This is a genomic window from Aeromicrobium sp. Leaf289 (assembly GCF_001423335.1).
Lineage (GTDB): Bacteria > Actinomycetota > Actinomycetes > Propionibacteriales > Nocardioidaceae > Aeromicrobium.
Map to the genome: position 1 here is coordinate 421161 of NZ_LMNK01000001.1, position 15964 is coordinate 437124.

The window sequence follows — 15964 nt, forward strand, 5'->3', positions numbered from 1 at the left end:
GTGCGCAGCATGAAGCTCGCGGCAGTCGCCGCAGCGGTCGTCCTGGCCGCCTCGGCCTGCGGCAACGCAGGCGAGGACGACGGCACGGCGGCGTCCGGCAACGAGTACGAGGTCGTCGACAGCCCCGACTTCGAGGCGGGCTCGCGCATGGCCGAGCTGGCAGAGGCGGGCAGCGTCAAGATCGGCGTCAAGTACGACCAGCCCGGCGTCGGCTTCAAGGCCGCCGGCTCCGAGGCGCCCACCGGCATCGATCCCGAGCTCGGCAAGATCATCGCCGGCCAGCTGGGCATCGAGCCCGACAAGATCGAGTGGGTCGAGGCGATCTCCGACAACCGCGAGCCGTTCCTGCAGAACGGCACGGTCGACTTCGTCATCGCGTCGTACTCGATCACCGACGACCGTCGCAAGGTCGTCGGCCAGGCCGGTCCGTACTACGTCACCGGCCAGAGCCTGCTCGTCGCCGCCGACGACGACTCCATCAACGGTCCGGACGACCTCGAGGGCAAGAAGGTCTGCTCGGTCACCGGCTCCACGTCGATCAAGACGGTCGAGGAGGAGTACGGCGCGACTCCGGCCGGCTTCGACACGTACTCCGAGTGCGTCGACCAGCTGAAGAACGGCTCCGTCGACGCCGTCACCACCGACGGCGCGATCCTGCTCGGCTACGCCGCGCAGGCGCCCGACGAGCTCAAGGTCGTCGGTGAGCCCTTCTCCGAGGAGCGCTACGGCGTCGGCTACAGCAAGGACGCCCCCGAGCTGTGCCAGTTCCTCAACGACACGATCGAGAAGGCGTACGACGACGGCGACTTCGAGAAGGCCTTCGACGCGACGCTCGGCAAGTCGGGCAACGACGTGCCCGAGAAGCCGACGCTCGACGCCTGCGCCTGATCCGACCGACCGACCGGTCGCCGGGCCTCATCGCCCGGCGACCGGCCGACCATCCTGCGACTGTCGCTCGACGACGGAGGTGACGTGGAAGCCCTCAGCGAGAACTTCGGCCTGGTGCTCTCCGGTTTCGGTGAGACCTTGAAGCTGCTCGTCGCGTCCGGCGCGCTCGCGCTGGTGGTCGGCACACTCGTGGCCGTTGCCCGCGTGTCGCCGGTGCCGGTGCTGCGCGGCGTCGGGATCGGCTACGTCACCATCTTCCGCAACACCCCGTTGCTGGTGCTGATCCTGCTCACCTACTACGGGCTGCCCGAGGTCGGCATCGACTTCGGCTTCTTCGTCATGATCACGCTCGCGATGGGCCTCTACACGGCGGCCTTCGTCACCGAGGCGATCCGCTCGGGCATCAACGGCATCGGGCTCGGCCAGGCCGAGGCCGCACGGTCGATCGGGATGCCCTTCTCCCTGACCATGACGCAGGTCGTGCTCCCCCAGGCGTTCCGGCTCACGGTCCCGCCGCTGGCGAGCGTGTTCATCGCCCTGACCAAGAACACCTCGCTCGCCGCGGTGTTCGGCATCGCCGAGGCCACCTTCCGCATGAAGGGGCTCAGCAACGACTACGCGAGCGAGCGCATCGTCATCTTCCTCGGGATCGCCCTCGGCTACATCGTCATCGTCGAGCTGATCTCCTTCGGCGCGTCCCGCTTCGAGAAGGCCTGGAGGGTCGCATGAGCCAGGCATCCGTCCTCTTCGACGTCCCCGGACCGAAGGCCGCCCGCCGCTACCGGCTGCTGGGCATCGCCACGGTCGTCGGCGTCGTCGCGCTCGCCGCGCTGGTCGTCTGGAAGCTCTACAGCGAGAACCAGCTCACCGCCCAGCAGTGGGAGCCGTTCGTCACCCCGCGGATCGTCGACGTCCTCGTCCAGGGCCTCATCGACACCCTGCGCGCCGCCGGCATCGCCATCGTCGGGGCTGTCGTGTTCGGCGTCCTGCTGGGGGTCGGCAAGCTGAGCGACAGCCGGCTCGTGCGGTGGCCGTCGTGGACCGTTGTGGAGTTCTTCCGCGCGGTGCCGCTGCTGCTGCTCATCATCTTCGTCTGGGGGCTCGCGTCGTACCCGAACGGGGTGCTGTTCCCCCTCGTGATCGGCCTGATCCTCTACAACGGATCGGTGCTCGCCGAGGTCTTCCGCGCCGGCATCAACGCCGTGCCGAAGGGACAGGCGGAGGCGGCCTATGCGCTCGGTCTGCGCAAGAGCGCGGTCACGCGCATCATCCTGCTGCCGCAGGCCGTGAAGATCATGTTCCCCTCGATCATCAGCCAGTGCATCGTCGTGCTGAAGGACACCAGCCTGGGGTACGCGATCCTCGCGCCGGGCCTCACCGTGGCAGGTCGCTCGGTCTGGAACACCTTCGACAACCGGCTGGCCACCGCCATCGTGCTCGCAGTCGTCTACATCGCGATGAACCTGCTGCTCACCTGGCTCGGTGGGTGGGTGCAGCGGCGCTACATCGGTCAGCGAAAGTCGTCCGACCAGGTCGGTGGCGTCGTGCAGGACCAGCCCGACGGTGGTGCGGGCGGCACCGGCGCACCGGGTCCGGCCTGAGCCGGCTCAGCGCTTCTTGGGGGTGACCCAGAGGTGGATGGTGCCCTCGACCGTGACGGTGCCGTCCTTCAGCGCCGCCTTCACGCGGATCGGGACGTCGGGACCGTTGGCCCAGTCCTCGGGGCTGGACTCGGCGGTGCAGTAGAGGTCGCCGGCCGACTTCGCCAGGTACTTCACGTCCATGCCCTTGGGCAGCCAGCGGGAGTCGCTCGGGCAGGTGGCCTCGGCGAGCAGGCCCATGGCCGCCTCCAGACCGTTGCAGGCCGCGATCGCGTGCACGGTGCCGATGTGGTTCTGCACGCTGCGCCGCTTCGGGATCGTGATCTCGGCGAAGTGCGGCCGCATCTCGCGTACGGCCATGTGGATCGACGCGAAGTACGGCGCCTTCTGGCCGTAGAAGATGGAGAACAGTCGCTTCCCCTGCGGGAGGGCCGACATCTTCCGGTACACATCGAGGGTGCTGGGCATGCGCGTGAGTCTAGGACCCTGACAGCGTCGCTGTCTGCGTCGGCGCGGGCGATGTGGCGAACGGCTCAGTAGGGTGAGCGACGTGAACCTGTCGATGACCTCGTACGCCATCTTGGGGCTGCTGGCCTTCGACGGGGAGTCCGAGACCAAGGGCCTCACGGGCTACGAGCTGAAGCAGCGTGCCGACCGGACGCTGCGGTTCTACTGGACGTCGCCGGCGATGAGCCAGATCTACACCGAGCTCGACAAGCTGCTCCAGGGCGACCTGGTGCACGCCGTGGAGCAGACCGAGGGACGACGCACCACGCGCCGCTTCAAGATCAGCGACGAGGGACGCACCCAGGTGGAACGGTGGCTCTCCGCACCCGTGGACGACCCGTTCCCGGTGCTCAAGCACCCGGTGGCTCTGCGTCTGCTGATGGGTCGGCTCACCTCGACCGAGCACGTGCAGGAGATGCTCGACGACTACCTCGAGCGGCTCGCCGTGCAGCGCAAGGAGCTGGAGGCCGTGCGCGAGATGCTCGGAGACGTCGAGGAGCTCCGCTACGCGGCCCGCGTCGCCGACTGGGGCATGTCGTACTACGACAGCGAGAAGGACATCGTCGAACGGATCCGACGCGACGTGGAGGAGCGCGGCTGAGCCGCACTCCCCCACACCACACCCGTTGCCGCCACCAGCTCAGGTGGAGACGAGCGGCTCCACGTCGGCCTCGAGCTCCTCGCGGACCACGTCGAAGGCAACCTGGGGCGAGTAGCCCTTGCGCGCCAGCATGCCGGTGAGCCGACGGATCCGGGTGGTGTCGTCGAGGCCGCGCATGGAGCGCAGCTTCTTCTGGACCAGCCGGTGGGCCGCCTCACGCTCGGAGTCGGGATCGACGTCGGCCAGGACCTCCCGCGCGATCTCGTCGGCGATGCCCTTGCGCCGGAGCTCGAGCGCCAGCACCTTGGTGGCCAGGCCCTTGCTGCGCGAGCGCGACTCGACCCAGGCCCGCGCGAACGCGGCGTCGTCGATCAGACCGACCTCCTCGAACCGGTCGAGCAACCGCGTCGCGACGTCGTCGGGCACGTGCTTGCGCGCCAGCGCCTCGGCGAGCTCGGCCCGGCTGCGCGGCGAGTCCGTGAGCTTGTTGAGCAGGATGGTGCGAGCCACCGACTCGACGTCGGCATCGGGATTCTGCGCGGTGTCGCGCACCGGCTCGTCCGAGCCCACGGGCGGCTCCTGCCCTCGCGCCTGTCCCCCGGGCACGCTCAGAACTCCGTCGCGGGCAGGTCGATGTCGTCGTCGGCGACCTCGTCGTCGATCGTGGCGCCGACTCCCAGGTGCTCCTTGACGCGCTTCTCCAGCTCCTCGGCGAGGTCGGGGTTGTCCTTGAGGAACTGGCGGGCGTTCTCCTTGCCCTGGCCCAGCTGGTCGCCCTCGTACGTGTACCAGGCGCCGGCCTTGCGGACCATGCCCGTCTCCACGCCGACGTCGATCAAGCTGCCCTCCCGGCTGATGCCCTGGCCATACATGATGTCGAACTCGGCCTGCTTGAACGGCGGGGCGAGCTTGTTCTTGACGACCTTGACGCGTGTGCGGTTGCCGACCATGTCGGTGCCGTCCTTGAGCGTCTCGATGCGGCGAACGTCGAGCCGGACGGAGGCGTAGAACTTGAGCGCCTTGCCGCCGGTGGTGGTCTCGGGCGAGCCGAACATGACGCCGATCTTCTCGCGCAGCTGGTTGATGAAGATCGCCGTGGTGCCCGAGCCGTGGATGGCGCCCGTCATCTTGCGCAGGGCCTGGCTCATGAGGCGAGCCTGCAGACCGACGTGGCTGTCGCCCATCTCGCCGTCGATCTCGGCGCGGGGCACCAGGGCCGCCACGGAGTCGATGACGATGACGTCGATGGCGCCCGAGCGGATCAGCATGTCGGCGATCTCGAGGGCCTGCTCACCGGAGTCGGGCTGGGAGATGAGCAGCGCGTCGGTGTCGACACCCAGCTTGCGGGCGTAGTCGGGGTCGAGCGCGTGCTCGGCATCGATGAAGGCCGCCACCCCACCGGCCTTCTGGGCGTTGGCCACCGCGTGCAGCGCGACCGTGGTCTTGCCCGAGGACTCCGGACCGTAGATCTCGACGATGCGCCCGCGCGGCAGACCGCCGATGCCGAGCGCGATGTCGAGCGCCGTGGCGCCCGTCGGGATGACGTTGATCGGGACGCGGCCCCGCTCACCGAGGCGCATGACGGCGCCCTTGCCGTAGTTGCGGTCGATCTGGGCGATCGCGTTGTCGATCGCCTTCTCGCGCTGGTCGCTCGTGACGGCGGTGACGGGGGTCAGTGGTGCCTTGGAAGCCATGGGCTGGTCCGTTCTGCTCGGTGGGGGCCGGTCATCTGCGACGCTAGGGGCCGCCTCAGACATCTGGGGCCTCGTCGACCCCGCCTGTGGACAGCGACACACCTTCGCGTCAACCGTGTGGACAACGCTAGTACGAACACCTGTTCGATCGGATGCGACACGCCGTGTCGACCTCGTCGGTGCCGGCACGCTCACGACTCCGCCACGATCGGTGGATCCTCAACCGCGGAACGCCCGCTGTGGTTGAGGATCCACCGATGAAGCTCCAGATGTTGAGGATCCACCGATGGGGGAACGGGCGGGCGGTCAGCGCTCGCTGGCAGGAAGCTCCAGGCGGGCGTGCACGGCACGCCACACGGTCTTGGGGTCGACCCCGGCGTCGAGCGCCTCGCTGGCCGTGCGACCACCCAGGTCGGACATGACCTGCGACTCCGCCCACGAGCGGGCGTACGCCGGGCCGAGGTGGATCCGCATCCGCTCCCAGAACTCGCTGTGCCTCATCGCGGCCAGCATGCCACGGGGCGCACAGCCGTCGGCGACGGCCTCGGACGGACCTCGGAGCCGCTCGGGCCGTCCGCCGACCTCAGCCGAGCGCGACGATCGCGTCGAGCAGGGCGGGCTCGAGCGGCCGGTCCGCGTGCACGAGGCGGTCGAGGCCGTCGGGGAACGGGGCCCGGTGCACCAGCTCGAGCCCGGCGAGCTCGCTGACCCGGCCGGAGGCGGGGTTCGACGACAGTGACCGCGCCACGACGGGCCAGTCCTCGCGGGTGCGGTGCGCGGCGCCCACGCCTACGCTGGCCACCCACGTGCCGAGGCCGTGGCCCCACACGCGAGGCGCGAGGCGGAAGCCGAGGTTCCACCAGCCGTCGCGGGGCATGGCGCCTCCGGTGCCGACGACCTCGCCGGCCACCAGGACCGCCCACTCCCCCAGGCCGACGTCGCGCCAGTCGCGCTCCGCACGCTCCGCCAGACCCACGCTCTGCGAGCGGTCCGTGAAGACGCCCGCGGGCAGGTGCCGCCAGGTGCCGGGGTCGGAGTAGACGGCGTGGACGGCGTCGACGTCGTCGAGGACGAGGGGTCGCAAGCCCCAGTCACTGGGATTCACCAATACCCCCGCCTCGTCGTCGCTGGTCGTACGTCCGTGACACCGCGGGACGGGCCGTGCCTCGGTCCTTCGCTGCCGTCGGCCAGCATGCCAGGACCGTGACGCCGATCGCCTGGCAGGCTCGACCCCCACGCGACGTGAGGCCCCAAGCCGTCGGTCCAGGCTCGCCGGGCCCACGGTGTGGGGTCGGCGGGTCAGGCCGCGGAGACCTCGACCTCGCCGGGGGCGATGGACGACACGCTCGCGAGGTCGGTGGCCTCCTCGATGGCCAGCAGCGTGCTGACGTCGAGGAGCACCTTGCTCAGCGGCACCTCCAGGGCGGCGGCGAGGGCAGCCAGCAGCTCCGAGCTGGGCTCCTTCTGGCCGCGCTCGACCTCGGAGATGTACCCGAGGGAGACCCGTGCCTTGGCGGAGACGTCGCGGAGGGTGAGCCCCTGGGCCATCCGGCGGGCGCGCAGCACCTCACCGACCAGCTGCCTCATGGCCGTCATGGTCCACCTCCGTCCGCCGTGCTCCGTGAGAGATCAACGCATTCCTGCGAGGGTCAACGCGATGGGCTCGGGTGTGATTCCCGACTCTCTGGATCCAGCCTAGCGACCAGGTGCGACAGCGCCGCAGCGACCGTCGCCGCGCGGACCTCGTCGCGGTCGCCCGACAGCGCGAGCGGCACCGACACCTCCCGCGACCCCGGTCCGTCGATGCCGACGTGGACCGTCCCGGCGGACTTGCCCTCGCTCGGACCCGGCCCGGCCACGCCGGTGGTCGAGACGCCCCAGTCGGAGCCCAGCAGGTGGTGCACCGACGCGGCCATCGCGACGGCGACGTCGGGATCGACCGTGCCACGCACGGTCACCAGGTCGGGGTCGACCCCCAGCACGTCCGTCTTGACCTGCGTGGCATAGGCGACGAGACCACCGACGACCACGTCCGACGCCCCTGGCACGTCCACGAGGGCCGCGCACAGGAGCCCTCCCGTGAGCGACTCGGCCGTGGCGATCGTCTCGCCGCGCTCACGGAGCAGGCGCACGACCTCGACGGCGTCGGGGCCCGGTGTCACGACTCCGGGCTCACGACTCGGGGCTCGGGGCCGACGCCTTCGCGTCCCGCCGCAGCACGATCGCGTCGCGCACGTACTGCACCGCCGTGACGATCGTGATGGCCAGGGCGGCCGCCATGATCACGTGCGTCGCCCATCGCAGCACGTCGCTGGCGGTGTTGTCCCACAGCTCGAAGGGGAGCACGTAGCCGCCGATCGCGAGGGCCTGGAGCGTGGTCTTGATGCGCCCGCCCTGGCTCGCCGGCATCACGCCGTACTTCTTGACCACGAACCGCATGAGCGTGATGCCCCACTCGCGCACCAGCAGCACGATCGTGACCCACCACCAGAGCACGCCGATGATCGACAGGCCGACGAACGCCATGCCGGTGAGCGCCTTGTCGGCGATGGGGTCGGCGAGCTTGCCGAAGTTGGTGACGAGGTTGCGGCTTCGCGCGAGGTCACCGTCGATGCGATCGGTGATCATCAGCAGCGAGAAGGCCACGAACGCCCAGACCCGCGTCGAGACGTCGGACCCGTCCTGCGTGAGCAGCAACCAGCCGAAGAGCGGCACGCCGACGATCCGCAGGACCGTGAGGGCGTTCGCGATGTTCAGGTTGCTGGGAGCGTGCTCGGGCGTCGGATCGTGGCTGGCGTCGGCCGGCTGCATGCATGCCTCTCGGTGGCGGGGCGGACGTTTCAGTATGGAGCAGGGCTCCGGCGCCTGGCCACCTGGACCTCGGCCTCCTCGGCCGAGACGGTCGTGCCGAGGCCCAGCGGGGCGGTGTAGATCTTCTGGCCGTCGGGGCTCACGACCTTGACCCGCGCGTCGAGCAGCCCCTCGCGCGGCTCGACGCGGATGTCGGCCATCTCGCTCCACAGCAGCCCGACCCAGCCGTCGCCGTCGCGCATCCTCACCCCGTGGGCGTCCGCCACGAACAACGGGGTACGCGCGTCGCGGACGCCTTGCAGCACCGCGAGGGAGAGCAGCGCGAGCACCGCGGCAGGCACCCACAGCAGCACGTCGTCCCGGTCCCAGGCCAGCCAGGCGAACCCGGACGCGACCCCGAGCGCGGCCAGCCCCAGGAGCGCGAACAGGGCGATCCGTCGACGGATCTCGAACGGCTCGTCGGAGGCGGGCTCCCCGGATCCTGGCGCGTCGGCACGCTCGTCGACCATGGGCACGCTCAGCCGACGCTGATCGAGGCGAGGACGTCCTCGAGGTCGTCGGGCTTGATCAGCACGTCGCGGGCCTTGGAGCCCTCGCTCGGGCCCACGACGCCGCGGCTCTCCATGATGTCCATGAGCCGGCCGGCCTTGGCGAACCCGACGCGCAGCTTGCGCTGCAGCATCGACGTCGAGCCGAACTGCGTGGTGACCACGAGCTCGACCGCCTGGATGACCAGGTCCATGTCGTCGCCGATGTCGTCGTCGAGGTCGCGCTTGGCCTGCGCGGGTGCCGTGACGTCGTCGCGGTAGCTCGGCTGCAGCTGCTCCTTGCAGTGCTTGACCACCTCCGCGATCTCCGCCTCGGTGATCCAGGCGCCCTGCATGCGCATCGACTTGTTGGCACCCATGGGCAGGAACAGTCCGTCGCCCTGCCCGACGAGCTTCTCGGCGCCCGGCTGGTCGAGGATCACGCGGCTGTCGGCGAGGGAGCTGGTGGCGAAGGCCAGACGGCTGGGCACGTTGGCCTTGATGAGCCCGGTGACCACGTCGACGCTGGGTCGCTGGGTGGCGAGCACCAGGTGGATGCCGGCGGCGCGCGCGAGCTGCGTGATGCGCACGACCGAGTCCTCGACGTCGCGCGGGGCGACCATCATGAGGTCGGCGAGCTCGTCGACGACCACCAGGAGGTACGGGTACGGGGTGAGCACGCGCTCGCTGCCCGGGGGCACCTTCACGGAGCCGGCGCGCACCGCCTTGTTGAAGTCGTCGACGTGCCGGAAGCCGAAGTTGGCGAGGTCGTCGTAGCGCTGGTCCATCTCGCGCACGACCCACTGGAGCGCCTCGGCCGCCTTCTTGGGGTTCGTGATGATCGGCGTGATGAGGTGCGGGATGCCCTCGTAGGCCGTCAGCTCGACCCGCTTGGGGTCGACCATGATCATCCGCACCTCGTCGGGCGTCGAGCGCATCAGCAGCGACGCGATCATGGAGTTGACGAAGCTCGACTTGCCGGAGCCGGTGGCGCCGGCCACCAGCAGGTGGGGCATCTTGGCGAGGTTGGCGACCACGAACCCGCCCTCGACGTCCTTGCCGAGGCCGATGACCATCGGGTGGTGGTCGCCGCGGGCCTTGGCCGAGCGGAGCACGTCGCCGAGGGAGACCATCTCCTTGTCGACGTTCGGGATCTCGACGCCGATCGCGGACTTGCCGGGGATCGGGCTGAGGATGCGGACCTCGTTCGAGGCCACGGCGTAGGAGATGTTCTTGCTCAGCGCGGTGACCTTCTCGACCTTGACGGCCGGTCCGAGCTCGACCTCGTAGCGGGTGACCGTCGGTCCGCGGGTGTAGCCGGTGACCTGGGCGTCGATCTGGAACTGCTCGAGGACCTCGGTGAGCCGCTCGACGACCTCGTCGGAGGCCGCGGAGCGCGCCTTGTGCGGGCTGCCCTCGCGCAGGACCGTGGAGTCGGGCAGGGAGTAGACGACGTCGCCCGAGAGTGCGAGCTGCTCGGCGCGTGCCGGCAGCGGCTCCATGGGCGGCAGCACGACGTCGGTGGTGTCCTCGGTCTCCGGCGCGGCGTCGACCTCCATCGCACTCGCAGCCGCGGCCGCGGCGTCGGCCTCGGCCTTCTCGGCCTTGCGGCGACGTCGGGCCGAGACCTGGCGGTCCTCGTCGGGACCGTCGACGAGCGGGTTCTCGTACGGCTCGTCGGCCACGGTGCGGGGGTGACGCTTGCGCGGGCTCGCCTCCGGCTCCGCCTCGGCGTCCTCGACGTGACGTCCGAGGGCACGGTCGCGGGCCTCTTGCAGTCGCGTGGGCACGGCATGGAGGGGCGTGGCGGTGACGACGAGCAGGCCGAACAGGACGACGAGCACGAGGATCGGGGCCACGACGTACTCGGTGCGCAGCAGGTCCATGGGGATGGCGGAGAACAGGAACCCGACCGCTCCCCCGGCGTCGCGGACCTCGACCATGTCCTCCGGGCGCGGCACGCCGTGGGCGAGGTGCACGAGGCCGAGCACGCCACCGCAGATGGCCGACCAGCCGATGACCTGACGGCCCACGGGGCCGTTGCGGTCGGGGTGGCGCAGCGTGCGCCAGGCGATGACGGCGAACAGGATCGGCACGGCCCAGGCCAGCAGACCCACCGTGCCCGTGGTGGCGGCACGCACCGCGTCGGCCACCGGACCGGGGACCTGCCACCAGACGGCGGCGGCCACGACGATGGCGAGCGCGACGATGCCGAACCCGACGCCGTCACGGCGCTGCTCGGGCTCCAGCTCGGCCGCGGAGTGCCCGATGCTGCGCGCGACCGCGCCGACGGCTCCGGCGATGCCCAGCCAGACGGCTGCGCAGGCACGGGCGAGCCCGCCGAGCACCGCGGCCACGGGACCGGGTCCGGTGCGCCGCGGGGCAGGCTTGCGCGCCGCGGGCTTGCGCTTCGCGGTGCTGCGGGAGGCAGGCTTCTTGCGGGCCTGGCTGCCGGACGGCCGCTTGCGCGGCGGGGAAGACGTTCGGGTCGCCATGGCGAGAGCCTAAACCAGAAGTCGAGGGTCGGCGTGCACCCACGCCGTCGACCCGGCGGGGATTCCCGGCGTGCCAGACGTAGGTGTCGCACCGCATCGCGGCGTGGGAGGTAGCTGTCGCACCTGTCGAGACCGCCCTTCGGTGCGAGACCTACCTCTGACGGCGCGGATGCGTGCGTCACCTACCTCTGACGGCCCGAGCACGGCCCGAGCACGGCCCGAGGACAGCCCGGTAGAGCGGCCCCGCTCGAGGCCGGGGCAGCGCAGCCGCAGGTCGTCGCGGAGGCCGGAGGCAGCGCGGCCGCCGGACGACCGACCTCAGAGCGCTGCGACGCCGAGACCGAGGGCCTGGTGGAACCGAGCGAGCACGAGGTCGACGACCCGTCGGTCGGGCAGCCCGCCGTCGAGCACGGGTGCCGTCACCAGGTCGGCACCGCAGTGGCGCAGCATGTCGGCGTCGCGACCCGGGGTCAGCACGTAGGACGAGACCACCACCCGCTGGCCGTAGGCCCGCGCGATGTCGACGGCGTCGGTGAGCGGCGTGTCCTTCCCGCCGATGGAGCCGATGTGCACCGGCCCGCCCCACACGGCGCTGACCAGCCGCGCCATCCGGGAGTAGCCCGTGATCGCCGCGTCGTCATGGGCTCCGGAGACACCCAGGACGATCGTGTCGTCCTTGCGGGCCCCTGCCTCGATCAGTCGCTGCACGCACAGCTCGGCCAACGTCCAGTCCGGGCCGATCGGGTGCGCGACCACGAGGGACGGGTCGTGCCGGGAGGCGGCCGACAGCGCGCCCGCCACGGCGGTCCCTCCGGTCAGCGTCAGCGGCACCGCCACCCGCACGGGCGGCCACGCGTCGTCGAGGGCCATCAGGTCGACCGGGGTGTCGCGCACGTCGACCGACGGAGCGTCGCGTCGCACGGCGTTGACCAGGCCCTGGAGGGCCACCCGTTCGGCCGGATCGGCATGCCCGGATGAGCAGGCGAGCAACACCTCGTCGGACCTGCGTGACGTCACTGACCAACCCCCTCGTGCGGGGAGATCGGCGTACGGCCGGCACCGTCGTGCGTAACGACGCTGCCGGCCGCAACCGGTGTCCCACCACGGTTCGGCCCCGCGCCGAACTCTTGATGACGACGTTAGTCAGCGCGTGTTTCGGCACCACCGCCCACAGGTTTCACCTGCGTAACAGTCCGAAGGTCTTCGATCGGACCGGGTCGGACGGCTCAGGCCTCGAGCACGATGGGGATGATCATGGGCCGACGCCGCAGCTTCCGGCCGGCGAACGAGCCGAGCACACGGCGCACGACCTGCTGCAGCTGCTGCGTGTCGTGCGTGCCCTCGCGCAGCGCCTGCTCCACCGCGTCGACGATCTTGGGCGTGATCTCGTCGAAGACGGAGTCGTCCTCGGCGAGACCGCGCGCGTGCACCTCCGGGCCCGTGACGATCTTGCCGTTCGTGGAGTCGACCACCACGACGACGGAGATGAAGCCCTCGTCGCGCAGGATCCGACGGTCCTTGAGCTCGCTGTCGGTGATCTCGCCGACCGAGGAGCCGTCGACGTAGACGTAGCCGCACTCGACCGCGCCGACCACGGACGCGTGCCCGTCGACCAGGTCGACGACGTACCCGTCCTCGGCCAGCAGCACGTTCGGCACGCCCGTCTGCGTGGCCAGCGCGGCGTTGGCGTGCAGGTGGCGGATCTCCCCGTGCACCGGCAGCACGTTGGTGGGCTTGACGATGTTGTAGCAGTAGAGGAGCTCGCCGGCCGACGCGTGCCCGGACACGTGCACCAGGGCGTTGCCCTTGTGGACCACGCGCGCGCCGATCTTGGTGAGCCCGTCGATGACGCGGTAGACGGCGTTCTCGTTGCCCGGGATGAGCGAGGACGCCAGCAGGACCGTGTCGCCCGGCTCGAGGCTGACCTGGGGGTGGCTGCGGTTGGCGATGCGCGACAGGGCGGCCATGGGCTCGCCCTGGGAACCGGTGGACATCAGCACCATCTTCTCCGGCGGCGCGTCGTCGATCCGGTCGACGACGACCCCGTCGGGCACGTGCAGGTACCCCAGGTCGCGGGCGATCTGCATGTTGCGCACCATCGAGCGTCCGACGTAGGCGACCTTGCGGCCGTGCTTGGCGGCGGCGTCGAGGACCTGCTGCACCCGGTGCACGTGCGAGGCGAACGAGGCGACGATGACGCGCTGCGTGCTGGACGCGAACACCGCGTCGATCGCCGGGGTGATGTTGCGCTCGGCCACCGTGAACCCGGGCACGTCCGCGTTGGTGGAGTCGGTGAGGAAGAGGTCGACACCGGCCTCGCCGAGCCGCGCGAAGGCGCGCAGGTCGGTGATGCGGCCGTCGAGCGGCAGCTGGTCCATCTTGAAGTCGCCCGTGTGCAGCGCGACGCCCGCGGGCGTCTTGACCGCGACGGCGAGGGCGTCGGGGATCGAGTGGTTGACGGCCACGAACTCGAGCTCGAACGGCCCCAGGTGCAGCGTCTCGTTCTCGGCCACCACGTGCTGCGGCACGTCGCGCAGCCGGTGCTCGCGCAGCTTCGGCTCGACGAGGGCCAACGTCAGCCTCGAGCCGACCACGGGGATGTTCCCGCGCTCGCGCAGCAGGTACGGCACACCGCCGATGTGGTCCTCGTGGCCGTGGGTCAGCACGACGGCGACCACGTCGTCGAGCCGTTCCCGGATGGGGCCGAAGTCGGGCAGGATCAGGTCGACGCCCGGGTGGTGCTCCTCGGGGAACAGCACGCCGCAGTCGACGATCAGCAGCTTGCCGCCGAACTCGAAGACGGTCATGTTGCGACCGATCTCGCCGAGTCCGCCGAGCGGGGTGACGCGCAGGGTGTTCGAGCCCAGGGCCGGGGGCGGGCCCAGCTCCGTGTGCATGTGACTCAAGGAGTTCGTCCGTTCAGTCGATCAGGTCTGGTCGATCAGGTGAGAGGCGGCGAGGGCGTCGCGCAGCATGGCGACCTCGTCCTCCGTGGCCTCGGGCAGGGGCGCGCGGGTCGTGCGGTTGTCGAGCACGCCCAGGATCTGCAGCACGGCCTTGGCCGTGATGACGCCCTGGGTGACGGTCATCATCGCCCGGTCGATGGGCAGGAGCTGCCGCTGGATGGCGCGCGCCTCGTCGAGGTCGCCGGCGTCGACCGCGGCGACCAGGTCGGCGAGACGACGAGGCGCGGCGTGGGAGACGACGCTGACGATGCCGCTGGCTCCGTACGCGAGCCAGCCGAGGTTCAGCGAGTCGTCGCCGGAGTAGATCGTGATGCCGGTCTCGCGCATGAGCCACGCACCGCGGTTGAAGTCGCCGACGGCGTCCTTGACCGACAGCACGAGCGGGTTCTTGCGCAGCTCGACGTAGGTCTCGGTCGCCAGCATGACTCCGCTGCGTCCGGGGATGTCGTAGAGCATCACCGGGACGTCCTCGCCGGCCTCGGCCACGGTGTTGACGTGCGCGACGATGCCCGACTGCGGCGGCTTGGAGTAGTAGGGCGTGACGACCAGCAGGCCGTGGGCGCCGGCCTTGCGGGCCTGCTGGGCCAGCTGCACGGAGTGACGGGTGTCGTTCGTGCCGACACCGGCCACCACGGTGGCACGGTCACCGACGGCCTCGACGACGGCAGCCAGCAGCTGTCCGTCCTCCTCGACCGTGGTGGTGGGCGACTCGCCGGTGGTGCCGCTGACGACGAGGCCGTCGTTGCCGTGGTCGACCAGGTGCTTCGCCACCTTCTGCGCCGCAGCCAGGTCGAGGTCGCCGTCGGGCGTGAACGGCGTGACCATGGCGGTCAGAACGCGCCCGAACGGCGCGGCGTCGCTGGCGAGCGGGGAGGTCATGGACCGAGGTTACCGCTCGACGCTACGGGGTCCGGTCCGGCCCGCTGAGCACGCAGGAGGATGCGACCGGGTCGATCAGGTCGTCCAGGTGCCTCGTCGCGCGACGTCCACGTGCGGCACCGCGCGTGCGGGCCAGGCAGGGCGCGTCGCTACCGTCAGCCCATGACGACGTACGAGCTCGACCGTGCCATCGCCTCGACACCCGGCGACGACGGCCTGCGCCACCTCGTCCTCACCGCGGACTGGAACACCCCCAACGGGACGGCCAACGGCGGCTACGTGCTCGCCGTGCTCGCCCGCGCCGCGCTCGACGAGGCCGCCACCACCGCCCCTGGGCACCCTGACCTGCTCACCGTCTCGGTGAGCTACTTCAAGCCGCCGACGCCGGGCGATGCCGCGGTGGAGGTGACCACGTTGCGCGTCGGTCGACGCGTGTCGGTCCACCAGGCAGTGCTCCTGCAGAACGGCGCCACCGTCGCGCACGCGGTCATCTCCCTGCACGACTGGGACGCCGCCGGCTCGGCCGAGCACACGCCGCACGGCGCGCCCCCCGTCGGCGGGCCCGACGACGGCGTCGACGTCTCCGGGTACGTGCCGTCCGGGGCGGTCCCGATCGTCGACCGCTACGAGGTCCGTCTGCCCGAGGTCCCCGGCTGGCTGCGTGGCGAGCCGAGCGGCGATCCCGAGGCGAGCGTGTGGGTCCGCCCCAAGGACGGCCGACCGATCGACGCCGTCGCGGCCGCTGCCATCGTCGACGGCTACCCGCCCGTCACGGCCGAGCTCGGGCTCCTGGCCTCCGCCACCGTCCAGCTGACCGTGCACCTGCGCCGCCGCCCCGAGACGGCGTGGGCGCTGATGCACGTGACGACCCGCCACGTGGTGCACGGCTACCACGACGAGGACGTCGAGCTCTGGGACGACCAGGGCCGCCTCGTGGCACAGAGCCGCCAGCTCGCCGTCCTGTCCTGACCTTCGGGGCCCACGCCTCCGGCGTG

General features: G+C 70.9%; 18 protein-coding genes. 5 read left to right on the top strand and 13 right to left on the bottom strand.

From position 1 onward, the window contains the following. The first annotated feature begins 9 nt into the window (after positions 1–9). The 3 genes from ASF37_RS01950 (at position 10) to ASF37_RS01960 (ending at position 2489) form a co-directional block, all read left to right on the top strand. Positions 10–888: a glutamate ABC transporter substrate-binding protein gene (locus tag ASF37_RS01950; RefSeq protein ID WP_235497756.1), complete on the top strand. Its 879-nt coding sequence runs from the start codon at positions 10–12 to the stop codon at positions 886–888. An 84-nt stretch (positions 889–972) separates the two neighbouring features. Beyond that, positions 973–1617 (top strand): amino acid ABC transporter permease, encoded by a 645-nt coding sequence (locus tag ASF37_RS01955; RefSeq protein ID WP_055967528.1) that lies wholly within the window; start codon positions 973–975, stop codon positions 1615–1617. Then, the gene (locus tag ASF37_RS01960; protein ID WP_056578870.1) at positions 1614–2489 is read left to right on the top strand and encodes an amino acid ABC transporter permease; all 876 of its coding nucleotides are present in this window, start codon (positions 1614–1616) and stop codon (positions 2487–2489) included. The genes ASF37_RS01955 and ASF37_RS01960 overlap by 4 nt, the downstream gene beginning before the upstream one ends. Positions 2490–2495: 6 nt before the next feature. Here ASF37_RS01960 and ASF37_RS01965 read toward each other — a convergent pair whose 3' ends face one another. Beyond that, a complete protein-coding gene (locus ASF37_RS01965) occupies positions 2496–2957 on the bottom strand; it encodes a hotdog fold domain-containing protein (protein WP_056578873.1) in 462 nt (153 codons plus the stop codon). Between the two features lie 82 nt (positions 2958–3039). On the opposite strand from ASF37_RS01965, the gene ASF37_RS01970 reads away from it, so the two are divergent. Continuing rightward, positions 3040–3597, top strand: coding sequence for a PadR family transcriptional regulator (locus tag ASF37_RS01970; protein ID WP_156368023.1), 558 nt, complete (start codon positions 3040–3042; stop codon positions 3595–3597). A 39-nt stretch (positions 3598–3636) separates the two neighbouring features. On the opposite strand, the gene ASF37_RS01975 is transcribed toward ASF37_RS01970, so the two are convergent. From ASF37_RS01975 to dapA, 12 genes are all read right to left on the bottom strand, one after another. After that, complete coding sequence (locus ASF37_RS01975; protein ID WP_235499935.1) at positions 3637–4167, bottom strand: regulatory protein RecX; 531 nt, start codon at positions 4165–4167, stop codon at positions 3637–3639. A gap of 38 nt (positions 4168–4205) precedes the next feature. Next, the gene (gene recA / locus ASF37_RS01980) at positions 4206–5291 is read right to left on the bottom strand and encodes a recombinase RecA (protein WP_056576972.1); all 1086 of its coding nucleotides are present in this window, start codon (positions 5289–5291) and stop codon (positions 4206–4208) included. Positions 5292–5597: 306 nt separating this feature from the next. After that, on the bottom strand, positions 5598–5792 hold the full coding sequence (locus ASF37_RS01985) for a DUF3046 domain-containing protein (RefSeq protein ID WP_055968556.1): 195 nt from the start codon (positions 5790–5792) through the stop codon (positions 5598–5600). Between the two features lie 82 nt (positions 5793–5874). Further along, entirely contained in the window at positions 5875–6375 is a 501-nt protein-coding gene (locus ASF37_RS01990) for a GNAT family N-acetyltransferase (RefSeq protein WP_056576969.1), read from the bottom strand. Between the two features lie 215 nt (positions 6376–6590). Further along, a complete protein-coding gene (locus ASF37_RS01995; protein ID WP_055967504.1) occupies positions 6591–6887 on the bottom strand; it encodes a helix-turn-helix domain-containing protein in 297 nt (98 codons plus the stop codon). A gap of 53 nt (positions 6888–6940) precedes the next feature. After that, a complete protein-coding gene (locus ASF37_RS02000; RefSeq protein ID WP_056578880.1) occupies positions 6941–7453 on the bottom strand; it encodes a CinA family protein in 513 nt (170 codons plus the stop codon). A 10-nt stretch (positions 7454–7463) separates the two neighbouring features. Beyond that, positions 7464–8102 (bottom strand): CDP-diacylglycerol--glycerol-3-phosphate 3-phosphatidyltransferase, encoded by a 639-nt coding sequence (gene pgsA / locus ASF37_RS02005; protein ID WP_055967498.1) that lies wholly within the window; start codon positions 8100–8102, stop codon positions 7464–7466. Between the two features lie 29 nt (positions 8103–8131). Continuing rightward, entirely contained in the window at positions 8132–8611 is a 480-nt protein-coding gene (locus tag ASF37_RS02010) for a hypothetical protein (protein ID WP_156368109.1), read from the bottom strand. 8 nt (positions 8612–8619) lie between these two features. Continuing rightward, positions 8620–11124 carry a DNA translocase FtsK gene (locus tag ASF37_RS02015; RefSeq protein ID WP_082481897.1) on the bottom strand — a complete coding sequence of 835 codons (2505 nt, stop codon included), beginning with the start codon at positions 11122–11124 and terminating at the stop codon, positions 8620–8622. A gap of 318 nt (positions 11125–11442) precedes the next feature. Beyond that, a complete protein-coding gene (locus tag ASF37_RS02020; protein WP_156364761.1) occupies positions 11443–12141 on the bottom strand; it encodes a sirohydrochlorin chelatase in 699 nt (232 codons plus the stop codon). 209 nt (positions 12142–12350) lie between these two features. After that, entirely contained in the window at positions 12351–14030 is a 1680-nt protein-coding gene (locus tag ASF37_RS02025) for a ribonuclease J (protein ID WP_056578886.1), read from the bottom strand. Between the two features lie 21 nt (positions 14031–14051). Then, positions 14052–14969: a 4-hydroxy-tetrahydrodipicolinate synthase gene (dapA, locus tag ASF37_RS02030; RefSeq protein WP_056576962.1), complete on the bottom strand. Its 918-nt coding sequence runs from the start codon at positions 14967–14969 to the stop codon at positions 14052–14054. A 162-nt stretch (positions 14970–15131) separates the two neighbouring features. Between dapA and ASF37_RS02035 the strand changes: the two genes are divergently transcribed. Continuing rightward, positions 15132–15938, top strand: a complete 807-nt coding sequence (locus ASF37_RS02035; protein WP_056578889.1) for a thioesterase family protein — start codon at positions 15132–15134, stop codon at positions 15936–15938. Positions 15939–15964 lie beyond the last annotated feature (26 nt).

Excerpts from the sequence above, each read along its gene's own strand:
- ASF37_RS01950 (WP_235497756.1), top strand. The coding sequence starts at position 10 with ATGAAGCTCGCGGCAGTCGCCGCAGCGGTCGTCCTGGCCGCCTCGGCC.
- ASF37_RS01960 (WP_056578870.1), top strand. The coding sequence starts at position 1,614 with ATGAGCCAGGCATCCGTCCTCTTCGACGTCCCCGGACCGAAGGCCGCC.
- ASF37_RS01965 (WP_056578873.1), bottom strand. The coding sequence starts at position 2,957 with ATGCCCAGCACCCTCGATGTGTACCGGAAGATGTCGGCCCTCCCGCAG.
- recA (WP_056576972.1), bottom strand. The coding sequence starts at position 5,291 with ATGGCTTCCAAGGCACCACTGACCCCCGTCACCGCCGTCACGAGCGAC.
- ASF37_RS01985 (WP_055968556.1), bottom strand. The coding sequence starts at position 5,792 with ATGAGGCACAGCGAGTTCTGGGAGCGGATGCGGATCCACCTCGGCCCG.
- ASF37_RS01995 (WP_055967504.1), bottom strand. The coding sequence starts at position 6,887 with ATGACGGCCATGAGGCAGCTGGTCGGTGAGGTGCTGCGCGCCCGCCGG.
- pgsA (WP_055967498.1), bottom strand. The coding sequence starts at position 8,102 with ATGCAGCCGGCCGACGCCAGCCACGATCCGACGCCCGAGCACGCTCCC.
- ASF37_RS02010 (WP_156368109.1), bottom strand. The coding sequence starts at position 8,611 with ATGGTCGACGAGCGTGCCGACGCGCCAGGATCCGGGGAGCCCGCCTCC.
- ASF37_RS02015 (WP_082481897.1), bottom strand. The coding sequence starts at position 11,124 with ATGGCGACCCGAACGTCTTCCCCGCCGCGCAAGCGGCCGTCCGGCAGC.
- dapA (WP_056576962.1), bottom strand. The coding sequence starts at position 14,969 with ATGACCTCCCCGCTCGCCAGCGACGCCGCGCCGTTCGGGCGCGTTCTG.
- ASF37_RS02035 (WP_056578889.1), top strand. The coding sequence starts at position 15,132 with ATGACGACGTACGAGCTCGACCGTGCCATCGCCTCGACACCCGGCGAC.